Raw genomic sequence first — 21,563 nt, forward strand, 5'->3', positions numbered from 1 at the left:
AGGCGGAGATTTAATAGAAGAAATCGGAGGAAGCTATAAAATTTATGCCCAGGAAGGCTACGAAATTACTTCAGGAAAAGAAATTGTTTTTAATGCTAACAACGGAGTAAAGTATGCAGAACCTGTAAACCCTCCTGAAGTAGAGGATAAAGAGGATAAAAAATGTTATTGTAATAGGGATTTTACAGAAAACGAAATTAAAACAATTATTCAGACATTGCGAGAAACTGAAAAAATAAAGATCACATCTTTATTTTACGATGAAAACTGCCCATTACCTGAATCCGAAAAAACTTATAAAAGACTATGTGATGAACTTAACGATACAATGAAAAAACATAATATCAATACGTGTATTAGAAAAATTCATTTTTTAGCACAATCATATCATGAGTCATCCAGATATGGTACTACGTTAGAATATTCCTCTGGTAAAAGATATAATCCAGGAAATCATAGTGATGCCAAGAGTATGGAGCATAATATAGATGGAGATGGTCCTAGATACAAAGGTCGAGGGATCATCCAATTAACTTGGAGGAAAACTCAAAAAAAGTATCTCTTTTATATATTAGAAAAAGAACCACAATTATTAAATAATAAAAAGATAGACGAACTGTTTGATAGAAAGCCCCTCTACAAAGAAAAGTATATTTATTATAAGGATAAAGTAGATAGTAGTGGTAAAAAAATATTAAACAAAAATGGGAAACCGATTAAAGAGAAAGTTATAGAAATGGTTGATGTTGATTCCGCATCACTTATTGCAAGTAATTTGCATTTTGCTTTTGGCTCAGCTGGATGGTATTGGGAAAATATTGGAAAAACGGTACCGACAGGGGAGAATATTAACTTAGTTGCTGATACAGATGATGTTTTAAGAGTGTCACAATGTATAAATGGAAAAGTAAAAACCCCTTATGGACTTAAAGAACGAAAAGAATTTACAAGAAATTTAAAAATATTATTTAAATATGACGAAGAATGTATCTCTAAGAAAAAGTAAAACTATTTTATTTTTGTTTTTTTTTATATTAAATAGTGCACAATATAAAGTAATTGCCAAAGTAGATTTGAATTTAGATAAAATAAACGACAATGTTTATAAGGATTCTATTAGTAATAATTTTATTTTTGAATATGGAAAATTAAATCACAAAAAAAAAAATGATTCTATATTCTTTTTCTCAAACTATAACAAAGAAGCTGGTAGTGTAAATTTTAAAATAATAAAAAATATTATTACTGTTAAATTCACATATGCACCCAAGTATCTTGACCATGATTTGTTAACTTTTACCTACGACAAACAAAAAAAAGACTGGTTCTTGTCAAATCTTTTGAGTTATAGAACTGATGCTTTGAGTGAAAGATTAATGACTGAAAAATGTCATTATAAAGTCCCAAAGAAATTAGATTTTTCTTTTAAAAAAAATAGGTTTGATGATATACAGGAAAAAATAATTGATAACAGAAAATATTTATCCAAATGTTCAAAAAATTACCTTGAATAAAAGGATTTTATTATGGGTATAAATATCTAAAATGTAAAAAGTTATGTTTTTTCCATAAAATCAATTTAAAGAAGAAAAAGGCAATAGGACAAAGGAAATGGGAGATACAGCAGCGAGAGATTCAACAACATTTATTTATCATATTAAAAAAGATAGAAAATATTTTTAAAAAAATCCTAATGATTTTCCTAATTATAAAAAAGGTGATTTTTTAACACCAAAGACGGTTTGGAAAATAGTTCAAGATTCTCCGAAAAATGAAATCCATCCTGTATATATACTTGAAAAAGAAAAAAATAATGAAAAAAATTGTTCTTTCATTGTGTATTTTTATTATTGATTAATTGTCAAAAAAAGAAAGTCAGTATTAAATTATTAGATTATTTTGATATCAGTTGGTCATCATATTCCACTGTTTCTGGAATGGAATCTGGATAGTGAGACCTTCGCTGAAATGATTCTATTTTCTATTATAATCACAAAATGTATAAAAATGGAAAAATGTACTATTTAGGTGATTCATTAAAAAATAATGAGATAATTAAAAAGTACAATCTAAAAATAATAGAAAACTCATTTTTTTTTGGATATACCACAAATAATTATAAAGATCATTTTTCATATGAGGATATTTTTTTTAATAAAACAATCACTTGTGATTCTGGATATGTGACAACTTTAAAGTCTAAAAAAAATGATATTTATCAATTTATTGACTTAAAGAATAATCCAATGCTATTACAAGTATATTCTAAAGGAAAACGTACAAATTCAATATTGAAAAAAAACATCCAGAGGAAAATAATAAATATGGAAATGGAAGATCTAAATCTCTTTTGTATGATGTAGACAAAGATGGAGAAGAAGAATTTTTAGTGATTTTTGACAATTCTATTGATTATGTTCTGTATGCACAAGTTTATAAGATTATCTGGTAGTTTATTTATATTTTCATTTTATCCCTGAAATTGGCGAAGAAGTGTTGGTTGGTTTTGAATCCAATAATGCCGAAAAACCTTTTGTGATGGGAACGCATTATAATGGGAAGGAAACGAGCGGGTATCATACTGCAGGAAATGACAAAAAAGCAATTCATACAAGATCGGGAACAAAGATTATCTTAAATGATGCAGAGGGTTCGGTTTTTATAGATGATCCAAGTGGGAATACGTATCTGATGGATGGACAGGGGAATATTAATGTGAATGCGCCGAAGAATATGGCGTTTACGGCGGGAGAGAACATAAGTATGACAGCAGGAATGAATATCACTTCAAGTGCCGGAATGAATATTTCTGAAACGGCAGGAGCAAGTCACAGTAGTTTTGCGGGTGGAATGATGATCCAGAATGCGACACTCGATTATATGCTTAACGCGACTAATATTGTGAAAATAGCAAGCGAAAATTATTCTTATGAAGCAAATGACATTCATAAAAATGCAATAGAAACTATAGATATTTCTGCAGGAAAGGATTATATTCAAAATAGTGAAACAACCATACATAATCTTTCAGGAGAGAAAGGTCATAATGCATAAATTATAAAGTATGGAGCCAACAAATAAATCTGGACAGATTCGAGTTTTTACCAAAAATATTATTGGTAAAGCTAAAGAGGAAATACTCGAAGAAAGCAAACAGACTAAAAATAATGCAGGGCTAAGACATATCCAAAATGGCAAAACTAATGGAGTAAATCATGGAGCAAATCACGTAAGAAAGATATCTTTAGAATTAAGGGTTTTGAAAGTTGAAGGTCCTTTTGATGAAAAGAATAAGAAAGTTCAAATAATTGAAAAAGATAAATGGTATACTTATAAAGCTACTAAATTCAATAGAGAACCTACAAAGAATGAACTACAGAATTTACGATGGGGAATAAAGTATGATGACGATAAAATAAAAGAGTTGAAAGAAGTTTCATGTAAAGGTTACAGGGATATAACTCATAAAGTCTTAGATAATAATAGTGCATCTAAACTTACTATTTACTCTTTTTTTAAAGCTCCAAATCAAGATGTAAATACCTGGGCGAATTTAAAAAAATGTACATGTAATTGTTTAAATCCTAAAGAAAATTTTCCCTATACAGAAAATACATTTAATAAAATTAAAGAAATAGCCACTTTAATTAATTACTATTCAAGTAAATATTCTGTGCCTGCGGTAGCAATTGCAGGATCAATTGCTGACGAATACAATATTATAAATGAAAGTGATAGTGGAAAATTTATAAATTGGTTACAGGATGATATAGTAATAAATTTTATGCCCAATTTTGCGATCGAGTTTGATGTTTATATAGGTGGCACTTCAAAACTAAACAATGCAACAAAACATGATTTAGGTATTGGAAATATTAAACTTGAAACAGCCAAAAAATTATATGATCAATATAAAACAGAATTTAAAAGAAATGATTTGAATTATAAAGATATTGTTAGCTATATACAGTCAAATGAAGGAACAGTTCATTTAGCCACTTTAGTAATTAGAAAAGCGCAAGGGTTATTTGAAAAATATGTTTCAGAATATTGTAATTGTAAAAAAGAAGCTGTTTATGTAACATATTACAAGCAAGGAGATTTATACTTGAAGAAATTCTTAGCGGCAAAAAAAAATAATCCCAAACATAAGATATTGCCAGGTGAGGGTTGCAGAGTTAGTTTACAAAGAGAAAAAATTATTAATTCTTTGACTTAGATTAAAACGAATTATGCGAAATTTTATAATTTATTCCATATTAATACACATCATATCTTTTTTATTTTTTTCATATAATAAAAAAAAGCACCCTTTTTTTCTTGTATTTATTAATATTTTTATTTTAACTCTAATTCTCATTTCATTAGTTTTTATTGTCAAATCAGAGATTGAGATATTATCTACTTTGTTTATATGCATATATATAATTGGTCTCAATCTCTTAAATTATTTGATCATTAAAAATAAAATAGTTAAAAATAGCTATTTGAAATTTAGTTTAATTTTTTATCTCCTTTCAAGTCTTTGGTTTTTTCTATTATCTTTTATAGTTGTTATCATAGGCATATTGACAGGAGTTTCCGGTTTATGAAAGAAATGAAATATTTGAAATTTTTTGGATTAAGTATTTTTTATTTATGGATACCATTTGCGATTTCTTTTTTATCAATGATTTCATTTTCAAATGAACAATTATCTAAGTGCTTAGAATGCTCATATTTTAAAGAGATACTTTTCTTATCATCACTTGTATTTATAACTAATTTTTTACTTGTTTTTCTATTAAACAAAATGAAACTTAATAAGTTTTATTTTCAGTTATAATAACATTATTTATTGTTGTTTTTACTTTTTCAAATAATTTAAGCGTATTTCAAGATCGGGTTTCTTCTTGGTCTTCTTACAATTTGTCTGAGGAAATAATATCAACTTTATTTCAGTCTTATATTTATTTAATAATTGGAGGAATTATCATTTTTTCTTAAACAAAAAGATCTACAGTATTCTAATATAAACCCATTAATTCTAAATTTAGAACCAATGTTCATTTTCACCCTTAAATTTTGGAAGAAGTTCTGGATGGTTTTGATCACGATTATTTCTGGGATAGTAATGGAAATGATGATATGTCTAGTAAAGCATTAGGTGCTATTATAATATTAATAAATTCATTACAAGAACAATTTCCTAACATAAATGTACTAGGAGGACATCAGGAATGGAAAAATAATGTAGGAGAACGAGATGCCCAAGAAGAATATGGGATGAATTATATAAGATTTTTACGTCAAAAGTTAAACATGAAATCACCTAAAGAAACTGGACATGGTTAAAAAAAATAATTTTAATTACAATATTAATAATTCTGATTAGGCTATTTGGAGGTATATATGAAGATGATGAATTTGGTGAAAAAAATAGTCAGACGTGGAAATGGTATTTTTATTCTCCAAGAGGTATGAGTGATTTAAAAATAAGTGACATGACAGAAAAGCAAAAATATGATCAGCAAATGTATGATCATTATGTTACAAATAGGCTGGTAGCTTTTCCAATTTGGAGATAAGATAGAAAATAAATTTGAAACACAATCTCAATAAGACTAAAAGATTAGAAATCCTTTATATTAGCGGAAAAGGTTTTTATTTTATTCCTGAAATCAGTGAAGAAGTGTGGGTTAGTTTTGAATCCATCAATGCCGAAAAACCTTTTGTGATGGAACGCATTACAATGGCAAGGAAACGAGCGGGTATCACACGGCAGGAAATGACAAAAAAGTAATTCATACAAGATCGGGAACGAAGATAATTCTGAATGATGCAGAGGGTTCGGTTTTTATTGAAGATCCGAGTGGGAATACGTATCTGATGGATGGACAGTGAAATATTAATGTGAATGCGCCGAAGAATAGGACGTTTAAGGCGGGAGAAAACCTTAGTATGATGGCAGGAATGAATATCTCAGAGACAGTGAGCGCAAGTCACAGCAGTTTTGCGGGTGAAATGATACAAATGCTGTTGAAGATTATTCTTTGATGGCAGTCAATATTATGGAAGTGGCAGAGGGAGAAAGAAAATCCAGAGCTAAAGAGATTAATGAAAACTCTGGAAAGCATACAACTAACTCTCAAGGCGAAACAAATGTTCATGCTCAGAAAGAGTTGCATAAAAATTCCGGAGAAAAATCTAATTTTAATTAAGCAATTGCAGGTGGAGTATATTGAGAATTTCATAAAAAATCCCCAAACACAGTTCAGGGATTTCAGTTAATTTTTTATTTACCGAAGAATATTTTATCCTGTTTTCGCTGATCGTTATAGATCACCTGAAAATTTACCGGCATATTTTGATAGAGAAGCTTCCAATGTGTAATCTTAGCATGTTTTTTAAAGCTTTCGAATGATCTCACAAAAAGATTTTCAATAATATGTTTAACATACGAATCTCCGATTTTATGGATCATATCCATCAGTTTGATATGATGGGCAATGATGCTTACTTTAGACTCCAATAGAAGTTTTTTTAGATAATTAATTGTTGCTTGAATTACTCCTGCGAAATTATCCTGTACAGATAATTGTGTGATTTCTTGGCGAAGTGGTGGATAGAAAAATTTTAAATATTCAACAGCTATTTTTTGATTAATAGTTTTCATATTTACATTCATCATAATTAATATTTTTCAGACACAGCTAAGGATACTAAAACTGTACCAAATTATATAATAGCAGCAATAATAAATACACCGATAATCACAGCGATGTGAGTTGCCAAAATTTCTATATTATGTCTGTTTGTAGTAGTTCTGAAGGTTTTCCAATCGGAAATTTTTCTTATTTTTGTTTTCATAATGTGTTGATTTTGAATGTGTTTTTATTTTGTTGGATTTTATCATTCCGTAATGAAATACATTAAAAATGTAATAAAACTATATTCCGTGACTGTAAATCTGTCTTGAATACAATTTTTGCAGATCATTTGAAATATGACTAAAGATCAGTTTACGATATTCGGGGCTGCAAAAAGTGGTAGAATTGTCCAGAGAATATATGAAAGTACACTCAACCGCGTATTTTAACATAATATCTCCGTTTCGATAAATATCATTCATCTTTTTAAGGCTTTTGAATAACAGATTCCGTTCTTTCTGCACAATCATAGTTTTTATCCTATTGGTAAAAGCATTAATTACACTGTAAGAACTCTGTATTTTCTTTTCTTCTAATTCTTCTTCGATATTGGGAATAATCCCTGAAATTTCCTGAATGGCTTTTAAATAATTCATTATAATTGTTTTGAAGGTAATGATGCCAAAAATATTCCGTTAGATTTTTATTTGACGTAATGATTTGGAAATGAGTATTTTGATTTGTTTCTGTTGAGTTTTTATTATTAGAAATGATCTCAGATTGATAGGGTTTTTATCAGAATGAAATGCTGTTGATTGTTTGAGATTATTAATATCTTTGCAATCCAAAAATATACAAGAGATGTTTTCAAAAATAGTAGTACACAGAGTCGGAAATAAAATCAATGGAGAATCGCTTATTCTTTCTCAGGAGGAGTTGCAGTTGGAAGAGGGAATGGCAGAATTGCTGGAAGATTATTTTTTAGGTTCGTTCAAATCCGAAGAAACGTTTAATTTTTACAGTGATTCTTATTTGGTAAATAATCCGGTGTACAGTGCTGTGTCAGAAATTTTTGATGACAAAGCAAAATTCCTTTGGGAATCTGAAAATATTGCAAAGCATCTTTTCGAAGCGGCCGAAAACCCAAGAGTTCAGGGCGGAGAATTATTCATCGTATATTTTGAAGATGAAAGAGAAGGAACAGAAAGGGTCGACAAAATTGGAATTTTTAAAACCGAAAAAAGAGAATCTTTCCTGAAAATTTCTCCTCAAAGCGAGACTTTTGATATTGAAAAAGATCAGGGAATTGGTTTGTCAAAAATTGATAAAGCGGCTTTAATTTACAATAATCATAAAGAAACCGGATATGTACTTTCTGTGGTTGATAACAACAAAAATGGTGATATGTATTATTGGTTTGAGGATTTTTTAAAGGTAAAGCAGCGTGATGACGAATATTTTCATACACAAGAAGCTTTAATGGTGTATAAAGATTATATTACCAAACAATTGCCTCAGGAATTTGAAGTTTCTAAAGCAGATCAGGCAGATTTCTTAAATAAATCAATCAATTTCTTTAAAGAAAAAGAAGAGTTTAAGCTGGATGAATTTGCGAGTGAAGTATTGGGAGATGAGCATGTGATCGAGAGTTTTAATAATTTTAAAACAGATTACGAGCAGGATATGCAGATCAATATTGCCGAAGAATTCCCGATCAGTGAAGCTGCGGTGAAGAAAACCCAGAGACATTTTAAAAGTATCATTAAGCTAGATAAAAACTTCCACATCTACATTCACGGGGACCGTCAGAAGTTAGCGACGGGAGAAGATGAAAAAGGAAAATATTATATGCTTTATTTTGATAAAGAAGTGTAATTTTATTTGAAAATTATCTTCATATGGAACAGCCAAAAATAATTGATCTTTCTAAGCCCATTCAGTATAATGCGGGAGATCCGTGGTTTATGAAAGTGAAAATTAAACATAAATCACACAAAAAATCACATTGGCTGATTCGTTTGGCACTGGGACTTCCATCAAAATTATTTCCTAAAAACTGGATCGGTTGGTCAGACGACAAGATTCAGAGTATGGGGCTGCATTCTACTACTCATCTTGATGCACCTTGGCATTACGGTCCGGTGGTGGAAGGGAAACCTGCCAAAACCATCGATCAGATTCCGTTGGAGTGGTGCTATGGAGATGGAATTGTAATTGATTGCTCGCATAAAGAAGATTTCGTTGCCATTACGGTTGATGATCTCAAAAAAGATTTGGATAAGAACGGAATTACCATAAAACAGGGAAATATTGTACTGATAAGAACTGACCGCGACAAATTAATGGGAACTCCGGATTTTCCCGACAAAGGAACAGGAATGAGCCGTGCAGCAACAGAATGGCTCATCGATCGGGGAGTAAAAGTAATGGGAATCGACCAGTGGGGCTGGGATCTTCCCCTGAAATTTATGGCAAAAAAAGCCAAAGAACTCAACGATCCCGAATATTTTTGGGAAGGTCACAGAGTTGGTATCAATAAAGAATATTTACATATGGAACAGCTTACGAACCTTGCCGCACTGCCTGTTTCGGGATTTAAAGTCTGTGTATTTCCGTTGAAAATTGTTGGCGGATCGGCGGCTCCTGCAAGAGTTGTTGCTATTATAGAATAATAAGGCAATAATTCTGAAATTTCAGTAATTATTAATAAATTTAATATTTAACGAATAACTTGAATTACTTCTCTTAAAGTCTTTGTTTTGTGAATTTTCGTGGTATCTGTTTTTGTGTAAAAAAGCATAATACCTTTAAAAAAAGTTTTATATTTGATTGGTCAAAATATTATATGAATTTTGTAGAATGTCATGAAGAGCCCATCCATATTCCGGGCTACATACAAAGTTTTGGTTATCTGATAGGCATTGATGCAGAATCTCGTTCCATAACTTTTTTTAGTAAGAATATTGAGGAGATTTTTACTGTCGAAGATGCGGAACAGCTTTTCGGTAAAAGAATTACGGACTTTCCCGAAAGTTTTAAAAGCATTATAGAATCCGATATTTACACGTCTTTAGACAAGTTTACAAGAAGGGATAACGAAACGTATTTTGATAAAATTTTTATTTCCGGAAAAGAATACCATTTTTCTGTTTTCAAAAGCAAGAATAATATTTTCCTTGAATTTGAGAAAGTTATAAATAATCCCAACAAACGAATTTCTAATAAATACGACAATTTTTATGTCATCGATGATGAGCAGGAAATTTGGGAACAGCTTTTAAATACCCTGGAAAAAATCGTGAATTATGACCGGATGATCGTGTATAAATTCATGATGGACGGGTCCGGAAAAGTAATTGCAGAAAATCGTAAAGAAAATATAGAAAGCTACCTTGGTCTGCATTATCCGGAATCTGATATTCCGAGACAGGCAAGAGAACTTTACCTTAAAAAAAGAAAAAGAATTTTCAGTAACGTATATTCTGAGCCCGTTCCTATTTTCAGTAAATTGGAAGGAAATATAGATCTTACTTATTCAGGATCGCGTGCGATGTCGCCTATTCATGCACAGTATATCAAAAATTCTGGGTCGGCATCCAGCTTCAGTGTTTCTATTATTATAGATGATCACCTTTGGGGGCTGGTAACTTGCCAGAACACCGAGCCTAAGCATATTGATCTGGAAGACAGAGTGCAGGCAGGTATTTTTACGGCATTGGCATCAAATGCTTTTTCCTCATTTAGATCTAAAAAAGAGCTTGAATACCGTTTAAGTTTAAATGACAGAACAACCAGATTAAAAGAAGAATTCATCAAATATAATTACGTATTTGATGCATTAGTAGAGAATAAAAATAAAATTAAAAATTTTCCTGAAGCTGATGGTTTGGCGATTATTTCAGATGATCATGTGGTAACAGAAGGTGTAACTCCCGATCGTCGGGTAATTGATAAAATCATTAAATGGGCGCATGAAAATGTTGAAGAAAATATTTATCTGAGCCGCAATTTTTTAGGAAAGTATGGTGAATCATTAGGGTTGGATACATCTTCCGCAGGAATCATAATTTTCTTTGTTGAAAAAGAAAAAAATGAAATCCTGATCTGGTTCAGGAAAGAGTTTGATGAACACATCAACTGGGCAGGAAATCCGGAGAAAAAGATAGATGTGGTGGCAAAAGACGGACAAGAAATGCAGATGGTCTCGCCAAGAACTTCTTTTCATCTTTTTACCGAAAATATCAAAGGATGCTCCAAAAGGTGGAATTCCAAAAACATTGCGGCCGTACAGGCGGTGCGTGATGTAATTCTGGAAACTTCACATAAAAATTATACGGCAATCAAGAAGCTGAATGATGAGCTTAAAAAGGTAAATGAAGAGCTCGACAGCTTTTCTTATACCATTTCTCATGATTTGGGAACACCGCTTACGGTGATGAAACTGAATGCACAAATGCTTTTAAAAAGTATTACAGATACTTCTGAAAAAAGCAGAAATAAGATTAATTCTATTATCGATGAAATCGACAGTATGGCTGCAATGATGCATGATGTCCTGCAGTTAAGCCGTGCAAAATATAGCGAAATTGAGCTGGAGAGACTGAATACAGCTCAGACGATTGAAAAAATTGTTGAAAATGCTAAAATCACTTTTAACAGTGCAAAAAGTGAAGTCGTTATTAAAGATTGTCCCGATGTTCTTGCCGATAAAACATTGCTTCATCAGGTATTTTTAAATATCATTAATAATGCCATCAAATATTCTTCACAGCAGGAATTACCTAAAGTAGAGATTTCAGGAACGGAAAAAGGAGATCATGTGATTTACAGGATCTCAGATAATGGAATTGGAATTCCTAAAGATCAGCAACATAAAATGTTTAAGATCTTCAACAGAATGGATAATGCGAAGAAATTCAAAGGGAATGGGGTAGGATTGTCTATTGTGCATAGAATTATGAAAAGAATCGGCGGAAATGTAGAATACGAAAGCGATAATAACGGAACTTGTTTCATTTTAACGTTTCAAAAACCTAAATTTGCGGAACTTTAATTCAAAATAAAGAAACATGGTATCTGAGTATTTAAAACAAAACACCGCGGAGTTTCATGATGCAGCTGAAAAATTATTTAGTTCCGACAAAATTTTCAGTAAAACATTCACTTTAGAAGACTACAAAAAAATCATCAACACCAATTATTTGATGTTGCTGAATTCAGAAGATAAAATTTTCAACAGCCTTTCTGATAACTTCTCTGAAAAACTTCAGCTAGACAACAGGAAAAAACTTCCTTTAATTGAAAAAGATCTGGCAAGCCTTTCTCTTGAAAATAAAACTGCTGCTCACAATCTTGAATTTGATAATGAAAACGAAGCGCTAGGAGCAATGTATGTGATTGAAGGTTCTACGTTGGGGGGAAACGTCATTGCAAAACAGCTTTCTAAAACAGAAGGTTTCGATGATATAACCTTCAATTTTTTTGGATGCTACCAGGAAAATACAGGACCGATGTGGAAAAACTTTAAAGAAGTTCTTGATACAGAAGTTACGGAAGAAAAATACGACGAAGTATTATCCGGAGCTAAAAAATTATATACGTTCTTATTAAACGTTAACTAATTTTTTTCAATACAATACAAATATTACTTTTGAAGATAATTAAATTCCTGAAAGATTGCCCAATCTTTCAGGAATTGTTAAATTTGGGAGTCAAATTTTTGAACTAAACTTTACTAATAAATTTAAAAAAAGTATACATTATGAAAGTAACCGTAGTAGGTGCAGGAGCTGTAGGAGCAAGTTGTGCAGAATACATCGCAATGAAGAACTTCTGTTCAGAGGTAGTTTTGGTAGATATCAAAGAAGGATTTGCTGAAGGTAAAGCAATGGATTTGATGCAGACAGCATCTCTTAACGGATTTGATACAAAAATTACAGGAACAACAGGAGATTACAGCAAAACTGCAGGTTCTCATGTAGCTGTTATTACTTCAGGGATTCCAAGAAAACCGGGGATGACAAGAGAAGAGCTGATCGGTATCAACGCAGGAATCGTAAAAGACGTTACTGAAAACTTGGTAAAACATTCTCCTGAAGTGATCATCATTGTGGTTTCTAATCCAATGGATACAATGGCTTATCTTGTACACAAAACTTCAGGTCTTCCTAAGCACAAAATCATCGGTATGGGTGGTGCATTAGATTCTGCAAGATTCCAGTACAGATTGGCAGAAGCATTGGGAGCTCCAATTTCTGATGTAGACGGAATGGTAATCGCTGCTCACAGCGATACAGGTATGCTTCCTCTATTGAGCAAAGCAACTAGAAACGGTGTTCCGGTAACTGAATTCTTAGACGAAGAGCAACAAAAATATGTAATCGAAGAAACAAAAGTAGGAGGGGCAACGCTTACGAAATTGTTAGGAACTTCTGCTTGGTATGCGCCGGGTGCTGCAGTTTCTGTAATGGTTCAGGCAATTGCTTGTGACCAAAAGAAAATGATCCCTTGTTCTCTGATGCTTGAAGGTGAATACGGACAAAACGACATCTGTCTTGGTGTTCCTGCTATCATCGGGGCAAACGGAGTAGAGCAAATCGTAAACATCACCCTTACTGCAGACGAGCAACTGAAGTTTGCTGAAGCTGCTAAAGCGGTAAGAGAAGTAAATGGTGATTTGAAATTTTAATATTTCAAGCTTTATATAACTGAAAGAATCCGTCTCACAACTGAGACGGATTCTTTCAGTTATTTATAGAAAGTATATTTTATGTAGTCGTTTACTCCGTCACTATTGTAGTCATAATTATCGGGAGTAAGGATAACCAATTTACTGGTTGTAGATTCCAGAACGGTTGATATAGATCCGCTGATGTTAATTTTCTGTTCAGTCTGGTTGTAAGTGTAATCTACAGTAGCAGTAGATTTCTGGCAATTGGTGCCAATACTGTTGTAATCGTTTAGATAATATTTGCCATCATTTCGGAACTCATAAGTACTTTGTTTTTTGCAGTCGTCAATCACTTCCTGCCCTAAAACTGTGGTTTGGTTGGTTCCGGAAATAGTCGTTTTAGACTGTATTTTCCAGATTCCTATAATATTGTTTTGATTTTGAGATGGTTCATCATCATTACTGTTACAAGATACGGCGCCTAAAGCAATAATTCCCAATAAGATTTTTTTCATGATTAATAATTTTTTGTGAACATAAGAAAAAAAATGGACTTCAGAAAATTATTCCATAAAATTATTTTGCGGTCTAATCGTTTGTAATTAAATATTCCTGTCTTTTATCTCCTTCTTCAGTTTATTCAAATTATTAATATTTACAACCAATATGGGAATAAATGCCATTGGCATTATTGAAAAAGCATTGAATCCTTTTGTTGAAGTAAATATATTAGTGAAGAACATTAAAACCATTGCCACTGCAAGCATAATGGTCATGGTTTTTACTTTCTTTTCATTACTGATTAATTCTTCGTTGGTGTATTCGGTTATCGGTTTATTTTTTAAGTCTGAATTTTTCATGAATTTAATTTTCTGATGAATGATAGGATTAATCAATTGCTTTTCGGTATTTTAAACAGAAGAATAATTACCCATGCTTGAAGAATTGTCTGTGCAATATTAAATGTTGCCAAAACGAGATTGGTTTTTATTGTTGTAATAACTTCCGGAAGTGAAATGAGTCCTAAAAGAAATAAACCTCCCAAAAGATATTTTACCCAGCTTTTTCCTTTTGAAATCAAATATCCTATTCCAAAAATAAAGATTAAAGTGGCAAAAGCTATGAAAATATTAGAAGGGCTGTTCAATAATTCATGCAGCCAAATTATATTGGTAATTGCCAATGCTCCGCTAAGATATATGAGATTGGATGCTTTAATATAATTAGGATTAATTTCTTTATCCTGTATATTATTTACACTCAAAGATTGAATTCTTTCTATTTCCTGAGAGCTGAGCACTCTCCCTCTTTCTTTGAGGATTTCATAGGCATATTGAATAGCTTCGGGAACAAATCTGCTTTCAGGCTGAATATATTTTTCAAGTTCCTGATCGGACATTTTTTTGAGAATATTTTTATCTGCGCTCATTTAATTTTTAATTCGCAATATTAGAATCACGTAAATATAAAATAAAAACTTCAAAATTATCTTAATTAAAAACTGCCTGAATTCCAATGGAGAAAGATTGGTTTTATTCTTACGGGTTGTTTAATAATAGCTAAGTTAGTTGATTTTTCTTTGTCCTGAACCAAGAAAGATTTCGAAAAGTCTTCAACTTTCAGGAATGTAGCTGAATCTACTTTTTGTAGTCGAAAAAACTTTACAGTTGTGGCAGAGTTTATACAAACTATTCTTTTTCATTTGGATCAACTTTTTTTATCATGAATATAACCATTAAAGTTCCAATGATAAATCCACTCAATAATCCTCCAATATGTGCAGCGTTATCAATACCACCTGTTAATCCCATTAATAAATTAATTCCAATAAAGACTATTATACTTAATAAGAATGCTTTACTGAATTCGGGAGTAAAGATTTTAAATACCATAAATGAAATAAAAAGTCCATACATACCAAATATTGCTCCTGAAGCTCCGATACTTACAGTTTCATCATGCCAGAAAAGACTTACTAAGCTGGCAAGAATTCCGTTCAATAAATAAATTAACAAGAAATATTTCCTTCCTAAAAGCGGTTCCAGAAAAATTCCTACAAATAATAATCCATACATATTGGTAAACAAATGCATTATTCCACCATGCAGAAATGTACACGTTAGTAATCTCCACCATTGTCCATCTTTTGTTAATGGACCAAAATTGGCACCCCAATTCAGCAGATCCTGTCCTTTAAAGGAAATGAAACCATATCCCATAAAAAACATGAGAAGAAAAATAGCAATATTAATGTATATTAGGATTAACGTTATAAAATACCCTTCTTTAGGAATTAAAAAATCGAGAAATTCTTTGACTTCTCTTTCAGCTTCCTTGTCCGGTTTTCCTGCTTTTATTCTGTTTAGATGTCTTTCATCAATCTTTGGAATTAATATCATGATCAGCCAGACAACAGATCCAATCAATGAAGATTTAATAATCCATTCCAGTTGATCTCCGTTTCTTGTTTCAAAAGGTTCATTGATTCCTTTTAAAATAATGGGATTTGGAGAAATAGTCTTTTCAAAGAATTTGTTGTTTTTAACTGCATTTGTAAAACCGTGCTTTTCATCTGAATTTCCTATGTGGTCTAAATATTTGAATTCTGAAAGATTTTTTGATCTAAAATCAATTTCACTTTTGTTGGTAAATTCTCGAAATTTTTTTTCTTTTTCATCCGGTTTTAATCTATTGCTGATTTTTTCAGAATATTCTACTCCGAGCCATGCTTTAGGAATCGAGCCAATAGTGTCATTGGGTTTTTCAAAAATTGGAATAGCAGCGTAAATTTGCATGCTGAAGTTTTCATTGTTTCTGCCACTTACTTCTGCATCCAGAAAAATTCCAGGACGATTTTTATCAATATAATAAGATTGTAAGGTGTAATATTTTGTAGGATCAGATTTATTAATTTCAGAAATTGTTTTGAGTTGTGTTAATTTTCCGGATGCTTTAATGATATAGTCCTGCGACATAACTGATAGAATTGTAAGAGCAATCCAAGCTACAATACAATAAAGGTCAATTAAACTGTCTTTTGAGGTTTTTAGATTTAAAATTTTCAGTTTTGGTCTCAAATAAAACCAAGAAATTAAAGCTGCAAGAGAAATGGGAATTCCGAAATTGGTAATGATTTCTTTTGGCTGAAATAGTTCGAATTTTATGAAAATAAGCCAATGAAGAAAAGTATATCCAACTAATAAACTAATTAAGCTTATAAAAAAAGGCTTAAAAGTAATGTTTAATTTGTCGTACATTGATGATTAGAAATTTTCTTCAAAGATCTACATTTTATAAATTACTAACCAATATAAAAGAGCGGAAAAATCACCTTTGAAACAGATGTTACCACATTTCTAAATGTAAAATTTTTAAACTTTAGTTTTACCGACTTCCGACGGCGAAACTCCAAATTCTTTTTTAAACACAAATGAAAAATGTGAAAGATCTTCAAAACCAAGATCAATATAAATTTCGGTTGGTTTTTTATGTTCTTTATCCAATAGAAAATAAGCTTCATCAAGACGTTTTTTCATCAGCCATTTTCCGGGACTTGTATTAAAAACTGCTTTAAATTCCCTTTTAAAAGTGGATAAGCTGCGTCCCGTCATAAAAGCGAAACGCTCTAAGCTGATGTTGAATTTAAAGTGATGATTCATAAACAATTCCAGATCAATCTTGTGTGGAACATTGAAATTGAAAAATATATTTTTAAGATCAGGATTGTTCTTTAATAAAATCATCAGTAATTCTTCACGCTTGATGTCTACAAAAACATCATCCAGCTGCTCCGTTCCGTTGTAGTAAGGTTCTAAAGACTGTACAAAATTATGAATCAGCTTATCTTCATGAATGAACAGAAATGAATCTGTATTATTTGTAGGCTCAGCCTGATAAGGATGGCGTTCCAGAAATCTCTTTAGAAATGCTTCATCAAAAGCGATAATTACTTTTTCAAATTCTCCTTCATCTTTATATTTCGTATATCGCACCAAATGGTTTTTACGGGCAATACAGTAATCGCCGGGTTTCATCGAATAATGTTTGTAACCGTCGTACGACACCATCGAGCCTTTCAACAGAAACAGGAAGAAATGCTCCGGAATAAATTGCTCCGGAGATATTTCTGGTCCTAAATGACAGGATTGAAGGTTATTGAATTTCAATGTATAATGTTTTTATAAATTTAAATAAAAAGAGATCCTGAATCTCTTCAATTCGAGTAAGTTTTGAAAAAACTGTACCGAGAATTTTGAACTTATTGATTCTCGATACAAAATTATTTTTCACTTTGTTACAAATAATTTTTACTCGAATTGACGGAATATTATGAATTTGCCATTAAACTATCTGCACTCGCCAACAAAGCTTCTTCACGGCTTCTGGGGTTCCAGTTAAGGACTGTTTTTGCTTTTTCATTGGACATTTCTTTATAGAACTCCTTGCCGATAGGTTCCAGTTTCTTAATGTTGGAAGTATATTGCTGTCTTTCTTTTTTGAACAGTTCTGCAACATCATAAAAACTCATTACACCTTCTGAAGTAGCGATAAAACGTTCTCCCGATGCATCCGGATGAAGCATTGCTTTGATATGAATATCCACAACATCTCTCACATCCACAACGCCCATCGTGAAAGTCGGGGTGTATTCCATATTTCCGCTAAGGATACCAGAAACAGCTATGTCTAAAGAAGCTGAGGTGATTTCGCCAAGCGCAGGACCGAAAATTCCTACCGGATTAATGACAGCTAATTCCAGCTCGTTTCCTTCTTTTTCGATAAATTCCCAAGCTGATTTTTCAGCAATCGTTTTAGATTTGATATAAGCGGGAAGTTCCGTATTTACATCGGTCCAGTCTTCTTCCGTGAAAATGTGATCTTCGTTATTGTTGCTGTAACCAACTGCTGCAAAAGATGATGTTAAAACTATCCTTTTAACTCCGGCATCACGAGAGGCTCTCAATACCCGTAAAGCACCATCTCTTGCAGGAATAATGAGTTCGTTTTCATCTTTCGGATCCTGAGCAGGGAAGGGCGAAGCAACATGAAGTACATAATCACAGTCTTTTACGGCTTCGTCCCAATTGTTGTCGGTGGTAAGATCTGCTTCCACAAATGAAAGATGTGAAAAATCTCTCAATCCGCCTTCTTTCAATGCTTTAATGACATTTTCTTTTTTTGCTAATGAACGGAGGGTTGTTTTTACTTCATATCCTTGCTGTAATAACTGCAGAACGGTATGAATTCCCAAAAATCCTGTTCCTCCTGTTACTAAAACTGTTTTATTTGTCTGTACGTTTTCCATTTTACTTAAATTTTATTGGACAAAGTTCAGGTTTATTTTGGATTTGGATTTTGTTGTGGAGTTCAATTTTTGATTGTTGTGGAGGTCAATATTTTCATATATCAACAAATTTAAAAAACTTATATTATTAACGCATTGTGCATTTTGAAAAATTTTAATGTTAGATACGTCGATTCGAGTGTTTTTTCGTAATGAAGTGGAGAAAAAATGTATCGAGAATAGATCTGTCTTCAAAATTACAAACTTCTCGATACGATTTTTTTCAAAAACCTACTCGAAGTGACGAAAATACATCAAAATGCACAACGGGTATTATTAAGAAAAATCCCCCACAAGAAAACCTGCGGGAGATAAAATATATGGAATCAATTCCCCATTAGGAATGATGAAAATTTTTAATTGTTGAAAGTCGCAAAAGCGCCTTCTGTAGCAGCAAAGAAACTGTTGTGAACAGATTCTGTATCTCCTACGTGAATTTCATAAATATTTTCCTGAAGAGCCTTCACCAAATCGTTGGCAACTTGAGATGCGGGAATTCCGTTTTCCAGACCACCAATTTCGGCTGAGAAATCTGTAGCAACCAAAGGTGGCATCAATTCAAAAACCTTTACGTTGGTTTCTTTTGCCAGTTCGTATCTTAACAGTCTTGTGTGAGAGTGAAGTGCCGCTTTAGAATCTGAATACGTCGGAAGATGAGAACTTGGAACAAGTCCAACAATAGATGAAACGTTCACAATGGCGGCTTCGTTTTGTTGTTTTAATAAAGGAAGAAATTTATCAGTCATTCTGATGGGTGCAAAATAATTTGTAGTAAATTCTGCCACCGCTTTGTTGTAAATATCGCCACCATTCGCAAGATTGTAAACGTAAGCATTTCCGGCATTATTAATCAAAATGTTGATTCCTCCAAAAGTCGTTTTTACTTCTTCATACAGTCTATCGATATCTGCTTCATTCGTAATATCTGCCTGAATCGTGAAAACGTTTTCTAAATCTTTTGCTGCTGCTTCCAGTTTTTCTTTTGTTCTTCCAACGATAATGATTTTATTCGCTGGACTTAATGCTTTTGCAATTTCTAAACCGATTCCTGAACCTCCGCCAGTGATCAAAATTGTGTTGTCTGTAATGTTCATAATAATTTGTTGTTGTTGTTTAAATTTTTAAATTGTACTAATTGGTACAAAATTGTGTAAATTTTTTTATTGCAGTATTTGTAAATTCATTTTAATTATAGAAGCAAGAATCGCAGGAGAATTTTCCATACGTCTTGTGACATGAACTCCGTTCCAAAGATTGGTTAAATGCCAAGCCAGAATTTCAGGATCTTCCTGGGTTGTCAGTTGCCCATTTTGTTGTGCTTTTTTAATAGCTTTGGCAAAAATTTTCTGTAATCCTTTTAGTAATTCTACCGTAATCTTTTTAATATCTTTATCTTTTTCAGAAAGTTGAACTAAAGTATTTCCCAAGTAGCAACCTCTTTCAATATCACAATCTTCAGTTTCGGCAAGAGATAAGAAAAACATTTTGATGAATTCAATCTGATCTTCCGAATTTTCAATAGCCTTACCGATTTTGTGACTGAAATTATCAGAAAACTGTTTAATGGAACGAACATATAATTCCTTTTTTCCACCTTTAAAAGCCAGATAAAAACTTCCTTTCCCGATTCCCATGGCATTCAAAAGCTCCTCTGCAGAAGCGGTATCGTAGCCTTTATTTCTAAAGACTTCGGTTGCTTTTTGGATTGCTTCCTGCTCGTCGAATATTTTTGGTCTTCCTGCCATTTCTTTATTTTGTTGAGACAAAGGTATGTAATTGTACCAATTGGTACAAAATAAAATTTAAAATATCTTTTATAGTTTCTGTCGATAAAGTATTAGAGTACATCAAAACTCATAAATAAAGCCGTTTCTGTGGAATCGTTGTATAATTTTGTATTAATTCCTGTAAAAATAAAACCTGCCTTCTGAAAGAATTTTATTGCATAATAATTGGTGTTTTGTGTTTCCAATTCTACGATTCTGCATTGCAGTTCTCTGGCTTCCCGGTTGATTTTTTTGATAAGAAGTTTGCCAGTATTCTGCCCTCTGAATTTTTCGCTGACCAATATGTTTTTAATGAAAAGACTGTTATTCCAATTTCGAAAATCACAGACCGCCCAACCAATTAATTCATCATTTTCGAAAGCTCCGAAAGAATGTCCCTGAGAAATAATTGCATTAAGATCATTAATATCGTCGGAATCGAAATCCCAGAATTTACTGTACGATTGATTTTTTTCTCTTAGATTGAATTCAAAGGATTCACCGATTTCAATTGCGGAAACAACGAGTATTTTATCAGTTTCATAACCATTTAAACCCCAATCTAAAGTTGGATTTTCGGTTAGTATTTCTAAGTTTCGGATCTCCATTAACTTAAAGATCTAATGATTTTGAGTGAGAAAAATTTCCTTTTGTAGCGTACAGAATGATCTGAATTAAAACTAAAATAGAAATCACGGCAACTCGGATCAGTGCATTTTCAGAAAATCTATTTCTGATCACCTCCATGTAATTGATCTTTTCGATCGTAAATTCTTTAAGCTGGTTGATACTGGTAAAGCTGTTTACTTTTCCGATTTCTGAACTGATTTCAGCTTCATTCAGTGTTGTTGCTACGTTAATGAGGTTGATGTTGCTTATAAAAAGCCAACCGAACAATAGTATTGAAATGAATAATAAAAAGGGTCTCAGCAGTTTCATTTGTGTAAGTTTAAGGATTGATATTTTCAAATTTAGTTAAAATCTATTAAAATCTTTTAAAACTGATACATTTTAATATAATAAATTTAACTGATTGGATGTTTTTCATCTCTAAAATGGAATTGCCAGCATATTTTTCGAAATATTATAATCAAAAAAGAGACGTATCTTAAAGTATTATAATGTGTTCTGAAATTCGTCGTATAACTTTTTAT

The 21,563-nt window shown here is 32.0% G+C and carries 26 protein-coding genes; 13 read left to right on the forward strand and 13 right to left on the reverse strand.

Annotated elements, in window-relative coordinates; all coding sequences use genetic code 11:
• The 8 genes from ASG22_RS21045 to ASG22_RS21050 form a co-directional block, all read left to right on the forward strand.
• On the forward strand, positions 1–1,006 hold a 1,006-nt coding region (locus ASG22_RS21045), incomplete at its 5' end, for a hypothetical protein (protein WP_409991390.1).
• Positions 975–1,514: a hypothetical protein gene (locus ASG22_RS18695; protein WP_055987915.1), complete on the forward strand. Its 540-nt coding sequence runs from the start codon at positions 975–977 to the stop codon at positions 1,512–1,514. The genes ASG22_RS21045 and ASG22_RS18695, both read left to right, overlap by 32 nt.
• A 501-nt stretch (positions 1,515–2,015) precedes the next feature.
• On the forward strand, positions 2,016–2,363 hold the full coding sequence (locus tag ASG22_RS18700) for a hypothetical protein (protein WP_131726214.1): 348 nt from the start codon (positions 2,016–2,018) through the stop codon (positions 2,361–2,363).
• A gap of 130 nt (positions 2,364–2,493) precedes the next feature.
• Entirely contained in the window at positions 2,494–3,054 is a 561-nt protein-coding gene (locus ASG22_RS21435; RefSeq protein WP_055987919.1) for a hypothetical protein, read from the forward strand.
• Between the two features lie 10 nt (positions 3,055–3,064).
• Positions 3,065–4,219, forward strand: a complete 1,155-nt coding sequence (locus ASG22_RS18710) for a hypothetical protein (protein WP_055987921.1) — start codon at positions 3,065–3,067, stop codon at positions 4,217–4,219.
• 845 nt (positions 4,220–5,064) lie between these two features.
• On the forward strand, positions 5,065–5,334 hold the full coding sequence (locus ASG22_RS18715; protein WP_055987925.1) for a hypothetical protein: 270 nt from the start codon (positions 5,065–5,067) through the stop codon (positions 5,332–5,334).
• Between the two features lie 247 nt (positions 5,335–5,581).
• The gene (locus ASG22_RS21705; RefSeq protein WP_055987927.1) at positions 5,582–5,782 is read left to right on the forward strand and encodes a phage baseplate assembly protein V; all 201 of its coding nucleotides are present in this window, start codon (positions 5,582–5,584) and stop codon (positions 5,780–5,782) included.
• A 253-nt stretch (positions 5,783–6,035) separates the two neighbouring features.
• A complete protein-coding gene (locus tag ASG22_RS21050) occupies positions 6,036–6,200 on the forward strand; it encodes a hypothetical protein (RefSeq protein WP_157844732.1) in 165 nt (54 codons plus the stop codon).
• Between the two features lie 74 nt (positions 6,201–6,274).
• Here ASG22_RS21050 and ASG22_RS18725 read toward each other — a convergent pair whose 3' ends face one another.
• The 3 genes from ASG22_RS18725 to ASG22_RS18730 form a co-directional block, all read right to left on the reverse strand.
• Positions 6,275–6,670 carry a hypothetical protein gene (locus ASG22_RS18725; protein ID WP_055987929.1) on the reverse strand — a complete coding sequence of 132 codons (396 nt, stop codon included), beginning with the start codon at positions 6,668–6,670 and terminating at the stop codon, positions 6,275–6,277.
• Positions 6,671–6,717: 47 nt separating this feature from the next.
• The gene (locus tag ASG22_RS21510; RefSeq protein ID WP_262483961.1) at positions 6,718–6,849 is read right to left on the reverse strand and encodes a hypothetical protein; all 132 of its coding nucleotides are present in this window, start codon (positions 6,847–6,849) and stop codon (positions 6,718–6,720) included.
• Between the two features lie 79 nt (positions 6,850–6,928).
• Entirely contained in the window at positions 6,929–7,285 is a 357-nt protein-coding gene (locus ASG22_RS18730; RefSeq protein WP_055987932.1) for a hypothetical protein, read from the reverse strand.
• A 205-nt stretch (positions 7,286–7,490) separates the two neighbouring features.
• On the opposite strand from ASG22_RS18730, the gene ASG22_RS18735 reads away from it, so the two are divergent.
• The 5 genes from ASG22_RS18735 (at position 7,491) to ASG22_RS18755 (ending at position 13,317) form a co-directional block, all read left to right on the forward strand.
• Complete coding sequence (locus ASG22_RS18735) at positions 7,491–8,504, forward strand: nucleoid-associated protein (RefSeq protein ID WP_055987934.1); 1,014 nt, start codon at positions 7,491–7,493, stop codon at positions 8,502–8,504.
• A 23-nt stretch (positions 8,505–8,527) separates the two neighbouring features.
• Entirely contained in the window at positions 8,528–9,301 is a 774-nt protein-coding gene (locus ASG22_RS18740; RefSeq protein WP_055987936.1) for a cyclase family protein, read from the forward strand.
• A 173-nt stretch (positions 9,302–9,474) separates the two neighbouring features.
• Positions 9,475–11,682: an ATP-binding protein gene (locus ASG22_RS18745; protein WP_055987938.1), complete on the forward strand. Its 2,208-nt coding sequence runs from the start codon at positions 9,475–9,477 to the stop codon at positions 11,680–11,682.
• A gap of 16 nt (positions 11,683–11,698) precedes the next feature.
• On the forward strand, positions 11,699–12,250 hold the full coding sequence (locus ASG22_RS18750) for a biliverdin-producing heme oxygenase (RefSeq protein ID WP_055987944.1): 552 nt from the start codon (positions 11,699–11,701) through the stop codon (positions 12,248–12,250).
• A 140-nt stretch (positions 12,251–12,390) separates the two neighbouring features.
• Complete coding sequence (locus tag ASG22_RS18755; protein WP_055987946.1) at positions 12,391–13,317, forward strand: malate dehydrogenase; 927 nt, start codon at positions 12,391–12,393, stop codon at positions 13,315–13,317.
• A 59-nt stretch (positions 13,318–13,376) separates the two neighbouring features.
• Here ASG22_RS18755 and ASG22_RS18760 read toward each other — a convergent pair whose 3' ends face one another.
• From ASG22_RS18760 to ASG22_RS18805, 10 genes are all read right to left on the reverse strand, one after another.
• On the reverse strand, positions 13,377–13,814 hold the full coding sequence (locus ASG22_RS18760; RefSeq protein ID WP_055987948.1) for a lipocalin family protein: 438 nt from the start codon (positions 13,812–13,814) through the stop codon (positions 13,377–13,379).
• An 87-nt stretch (positions 13,815–13,901) separates the two neighbouring features.
• Positions 13,902–14,159: a hypothetical protein gene (locus tag ASG22_RS18765; RefSeq protein WP_131726215.1), complete on the reverse strand. Its 258-nt coding sequence runs from the start codon at positions 14,157–14,159 to the stop codon at positions 13,902–13,904.
• Between the two features lie 32 nt (positions 14,160–14,191).
• Positions 14,192–14,728, reverse strand: coding sequence for a hypothetical protein (locus tag ASG22_RS18770; protein ID WP_055987951.1), 537 nt, complete (start codon positions 14,726–14,728; stop codon positions 14,192–14,194).
• 259 nt (positions 14,729–14,987) lie between these two features.
• Positions 14,988–16,556 (reverse strand): rhomboid family intramembrane serine protease, encoded by a 1,569-nt coding sequence (locus tag ASG22_RS18775; RefSeq protein ID WP_055987953.1) that lies wholly within the window; start codon positions 16,554–16,556, stop codon positions 14,988–14,990.
• Between the two features lie 114 nt (positions 16,557–16,670).
• Positions 16,671–17,465 carry a helix-turn-helix domain-containing protein gene (locus tag ASG22_RS18780; protein ID WP_055987956.1) on the reverse strand — a complete coding sequence of 265 codons (795 nt, stop codon included), beginning with the start codon at positions 17,463–17,465 and terminating at the stop codon, positions 16,671–16,673.
• Between the two features lie 161 nt (positions 17,466–17,626).
• On the reverse strand, positions 17,627–18,604 hold the full coding sequence (locus ASG22_RS18785) for an SDR family oxidoreductase (protein WP_055987957.1): 978 nt from the start codon (positions 18,602–18,604) through the stop codon (positions 17,627–17,629).
• 395 nt (positions 18,605–18,999) lie between these two features.
• A complete protein-coding gene (locus ASG22_RS18790) occupies positions 19,000–19,737 on the reverse strand; it encodes an SDR family oxidoreductase (RefSeq protein ID WP_055987959.1) in 738 nt (245 codons plus the stop codon).
• 66 nt (positions 19,738–19,803) lie between these two features.
• Complete coding sequence (locus tag ASG22_RS18795) at positions 19,804–20,388, reverse strand: TetR/AcrR family transcriptional regulator (protein ID WP_055987961.1); 585 nt, start codon at positions 20,386–20,388, stop codon at positions 19,804–19,806.
• A 92-nt stretch (positions 20,389–20,480) separates the two neighbouring features.
• A complete protein-coding gene (locus ASG22_RS18800; protein WP_055987963.1) occupies positions 20,481–21,017 on the reverse strand; it encodes a GNAT family N-acetyltransferase in 537 nt (178 codons plus the stop codon).
• 4 nt (positions 21,018–21,021) lie between these two features.
• Positions 21,022–21,348 (reverse strand): hypothetical protein, encoded by a 327-nt coding sequence (locus tag ASG22_RS18805; RefSeq protein WP_055987965.1) that lies wholly within the window; start codon positions 21,346–21,348, stop codon positions 21,022–21,024.
• Between the last annotated feature and the right edge of the window lie 215 nt (positions 21,349–21,563).

Source organism: Chryseobacterium sp. Leaf405, from assembly GCF_001425355.1.
GTDB lineage: Bacteria > Bacteroidota > Bacteroidia > Flavobacteriales > Weeksellaceae > Chryseobacterium.

Excerpts from the sequence above, each read along its gene's own strand:
- ASG22_RS18750 (WP_055987944.1), top strand. The coding sequence starts at position 11,699 with ATGGTATCTGAGTATTTAAAACAAAACACCGCGGAGTTTCATGATGCA.
- ASG22_RS18695 (WP_055987915.1), top strand. The coding sequence starts at position 975 with ATGACGAAGAATGTATCTCTAAGAAAAAGTAAAACTATTTTATTTTTG.
- ASG22_RS18725 (WP_055987929.1), bottom strand. The coding sequence starts at position 6,670 with ATGATGAATGTAAATATGAAAACTATTAATCAAAAAATAGCTGTTGAA.
- ASG22_RS18755 (WP_055987946.1), top strand. The coding sequence starts at position 12,391 with ATGAAAGTAACCGTAGTAGGTGCAGGAGCTGTAGGAGCAAGTTGTGCA.
- ASG22_RS18710 (WP_055987921.1), top strand. The coding sequence starts at position 3,065 with ATGGAGCCAACAAATAAATCTGGACAGATTCGAGTTTTTACCAAAAAT.
- ASG22_RS18800 (WP_055987963.1), bottom strand. The coding sequence starts at position 21,017 with ATGGAGATCCGAAACTTAGAAATACTAACCGAAAATCCAACTTTAGAT.
- ASG22_RS18805 (WP_055987965.1), bottom strand. The coding sequence starts at position 21,348 with ATGAAACTGCTGAGACCCTTTTTATTATTCATTTCAATACTATTGTTC.
- ASG22_RS21050 (WP_157844732.1), top strand. The coding sequence starts at position 6,036 with ATGGCAGTCAATATTATGGAAGTGGCAGAGGGAGAAAGAAAATCCAGA.
- ASG22_RS18795 (WP_055987961.1), bottom strand. The coding sequence starts at position 20,388 with ATGGCAGGAAGACCAAAAATATTCGACGAGCAGGAAGCAATCCAAAAA.
- ASG22_RS18740 (WP_055987936.1), top strand. The coding sequence starts at position 8,528 with ATGGAACAGCCAAAAATAATTGATCTTTCTAAGCCCATTCAGTATAAT.
- ASG22_RS18730 (WP_055987932.1), bottom strand. The coding sequence starts at position 7,285 with ATGAATTATTTAAAAGCCATTCAGGAAATTTCAGGGATTATTCCCAAT.
- ASG22_RS18770 (WP_055987951.1), bottom strand. The coding sequence starts at position 14,728 with ATGAGCGCAGATAAAAATATTCTCAAAAAAATGTCCGATCAGGAACTT.
- ASG22_RS18775 (WP_055987953.1), bottom strand. The coding sequence starts at position 16,556 with ATGTACGACAAATTAAACATTACTTTTAAGCCTTTTTTTATAAGCTTA.
- ASG22_RS18760 (WP_055987948.1), bottom strand. The coding sequence starts at position 13,814 with ATGAAAAAAATCTTATTGGGAATTATTGCTTTAGGCGCCGTATCTTGT.
- ASG22_RS18735 (WP_055987934.1), top strand. The coding sequence starts at position 7,491 with ATGTTTTCAAAAATAGTAGTACACAGAGTCGGAAATAAAATCAATGGA.
- ASG22_RS18785 (WP_055987957.1), bottom strand. The coding sequence starts at position 18,604 with ATGGAAAACGTACAGACAAATAAAACAGTTTTAGTAACAGGAGGAACA.
- ASG22_RS21510 (WP_262483961.1), bottom strand. The coding sequence starts at position 6,849 with ATGAAAACAAAAATAAGAAAAATTTCCGATTGGAAAACCTTCAGAACT.
- ASG22_RS18745 (WP_055987938.1), top strand. The coding sequence starts at position 9,475 with ATGAATTTTGTAGAATGTCATGAAGAGCCCATCCATATTCCGGGCTAC.
- ASG22_RS18790 (WP_055987959.1), bottom strand. The coding sequence starts at position 19,737 with ATGAACATTACAGACAACACAATTTTGATCACTGGCGGAGGTTCAGGA.
- ASG22_RS18700 (WP_131726214.1), top strand. The coding sequence starts at position 2,016 with ATGTACTATTTAGGTGATTCATTAAAAAATAATGAGATAATTAAAAAG.
- ASG22_RS18765 (WP_131726215.1), bottom strand. The coding sequence starts at position 14,159 with ATGAAAAATTCAGACTTAAAAAATAAACCGATAACCGAATACACCAAC.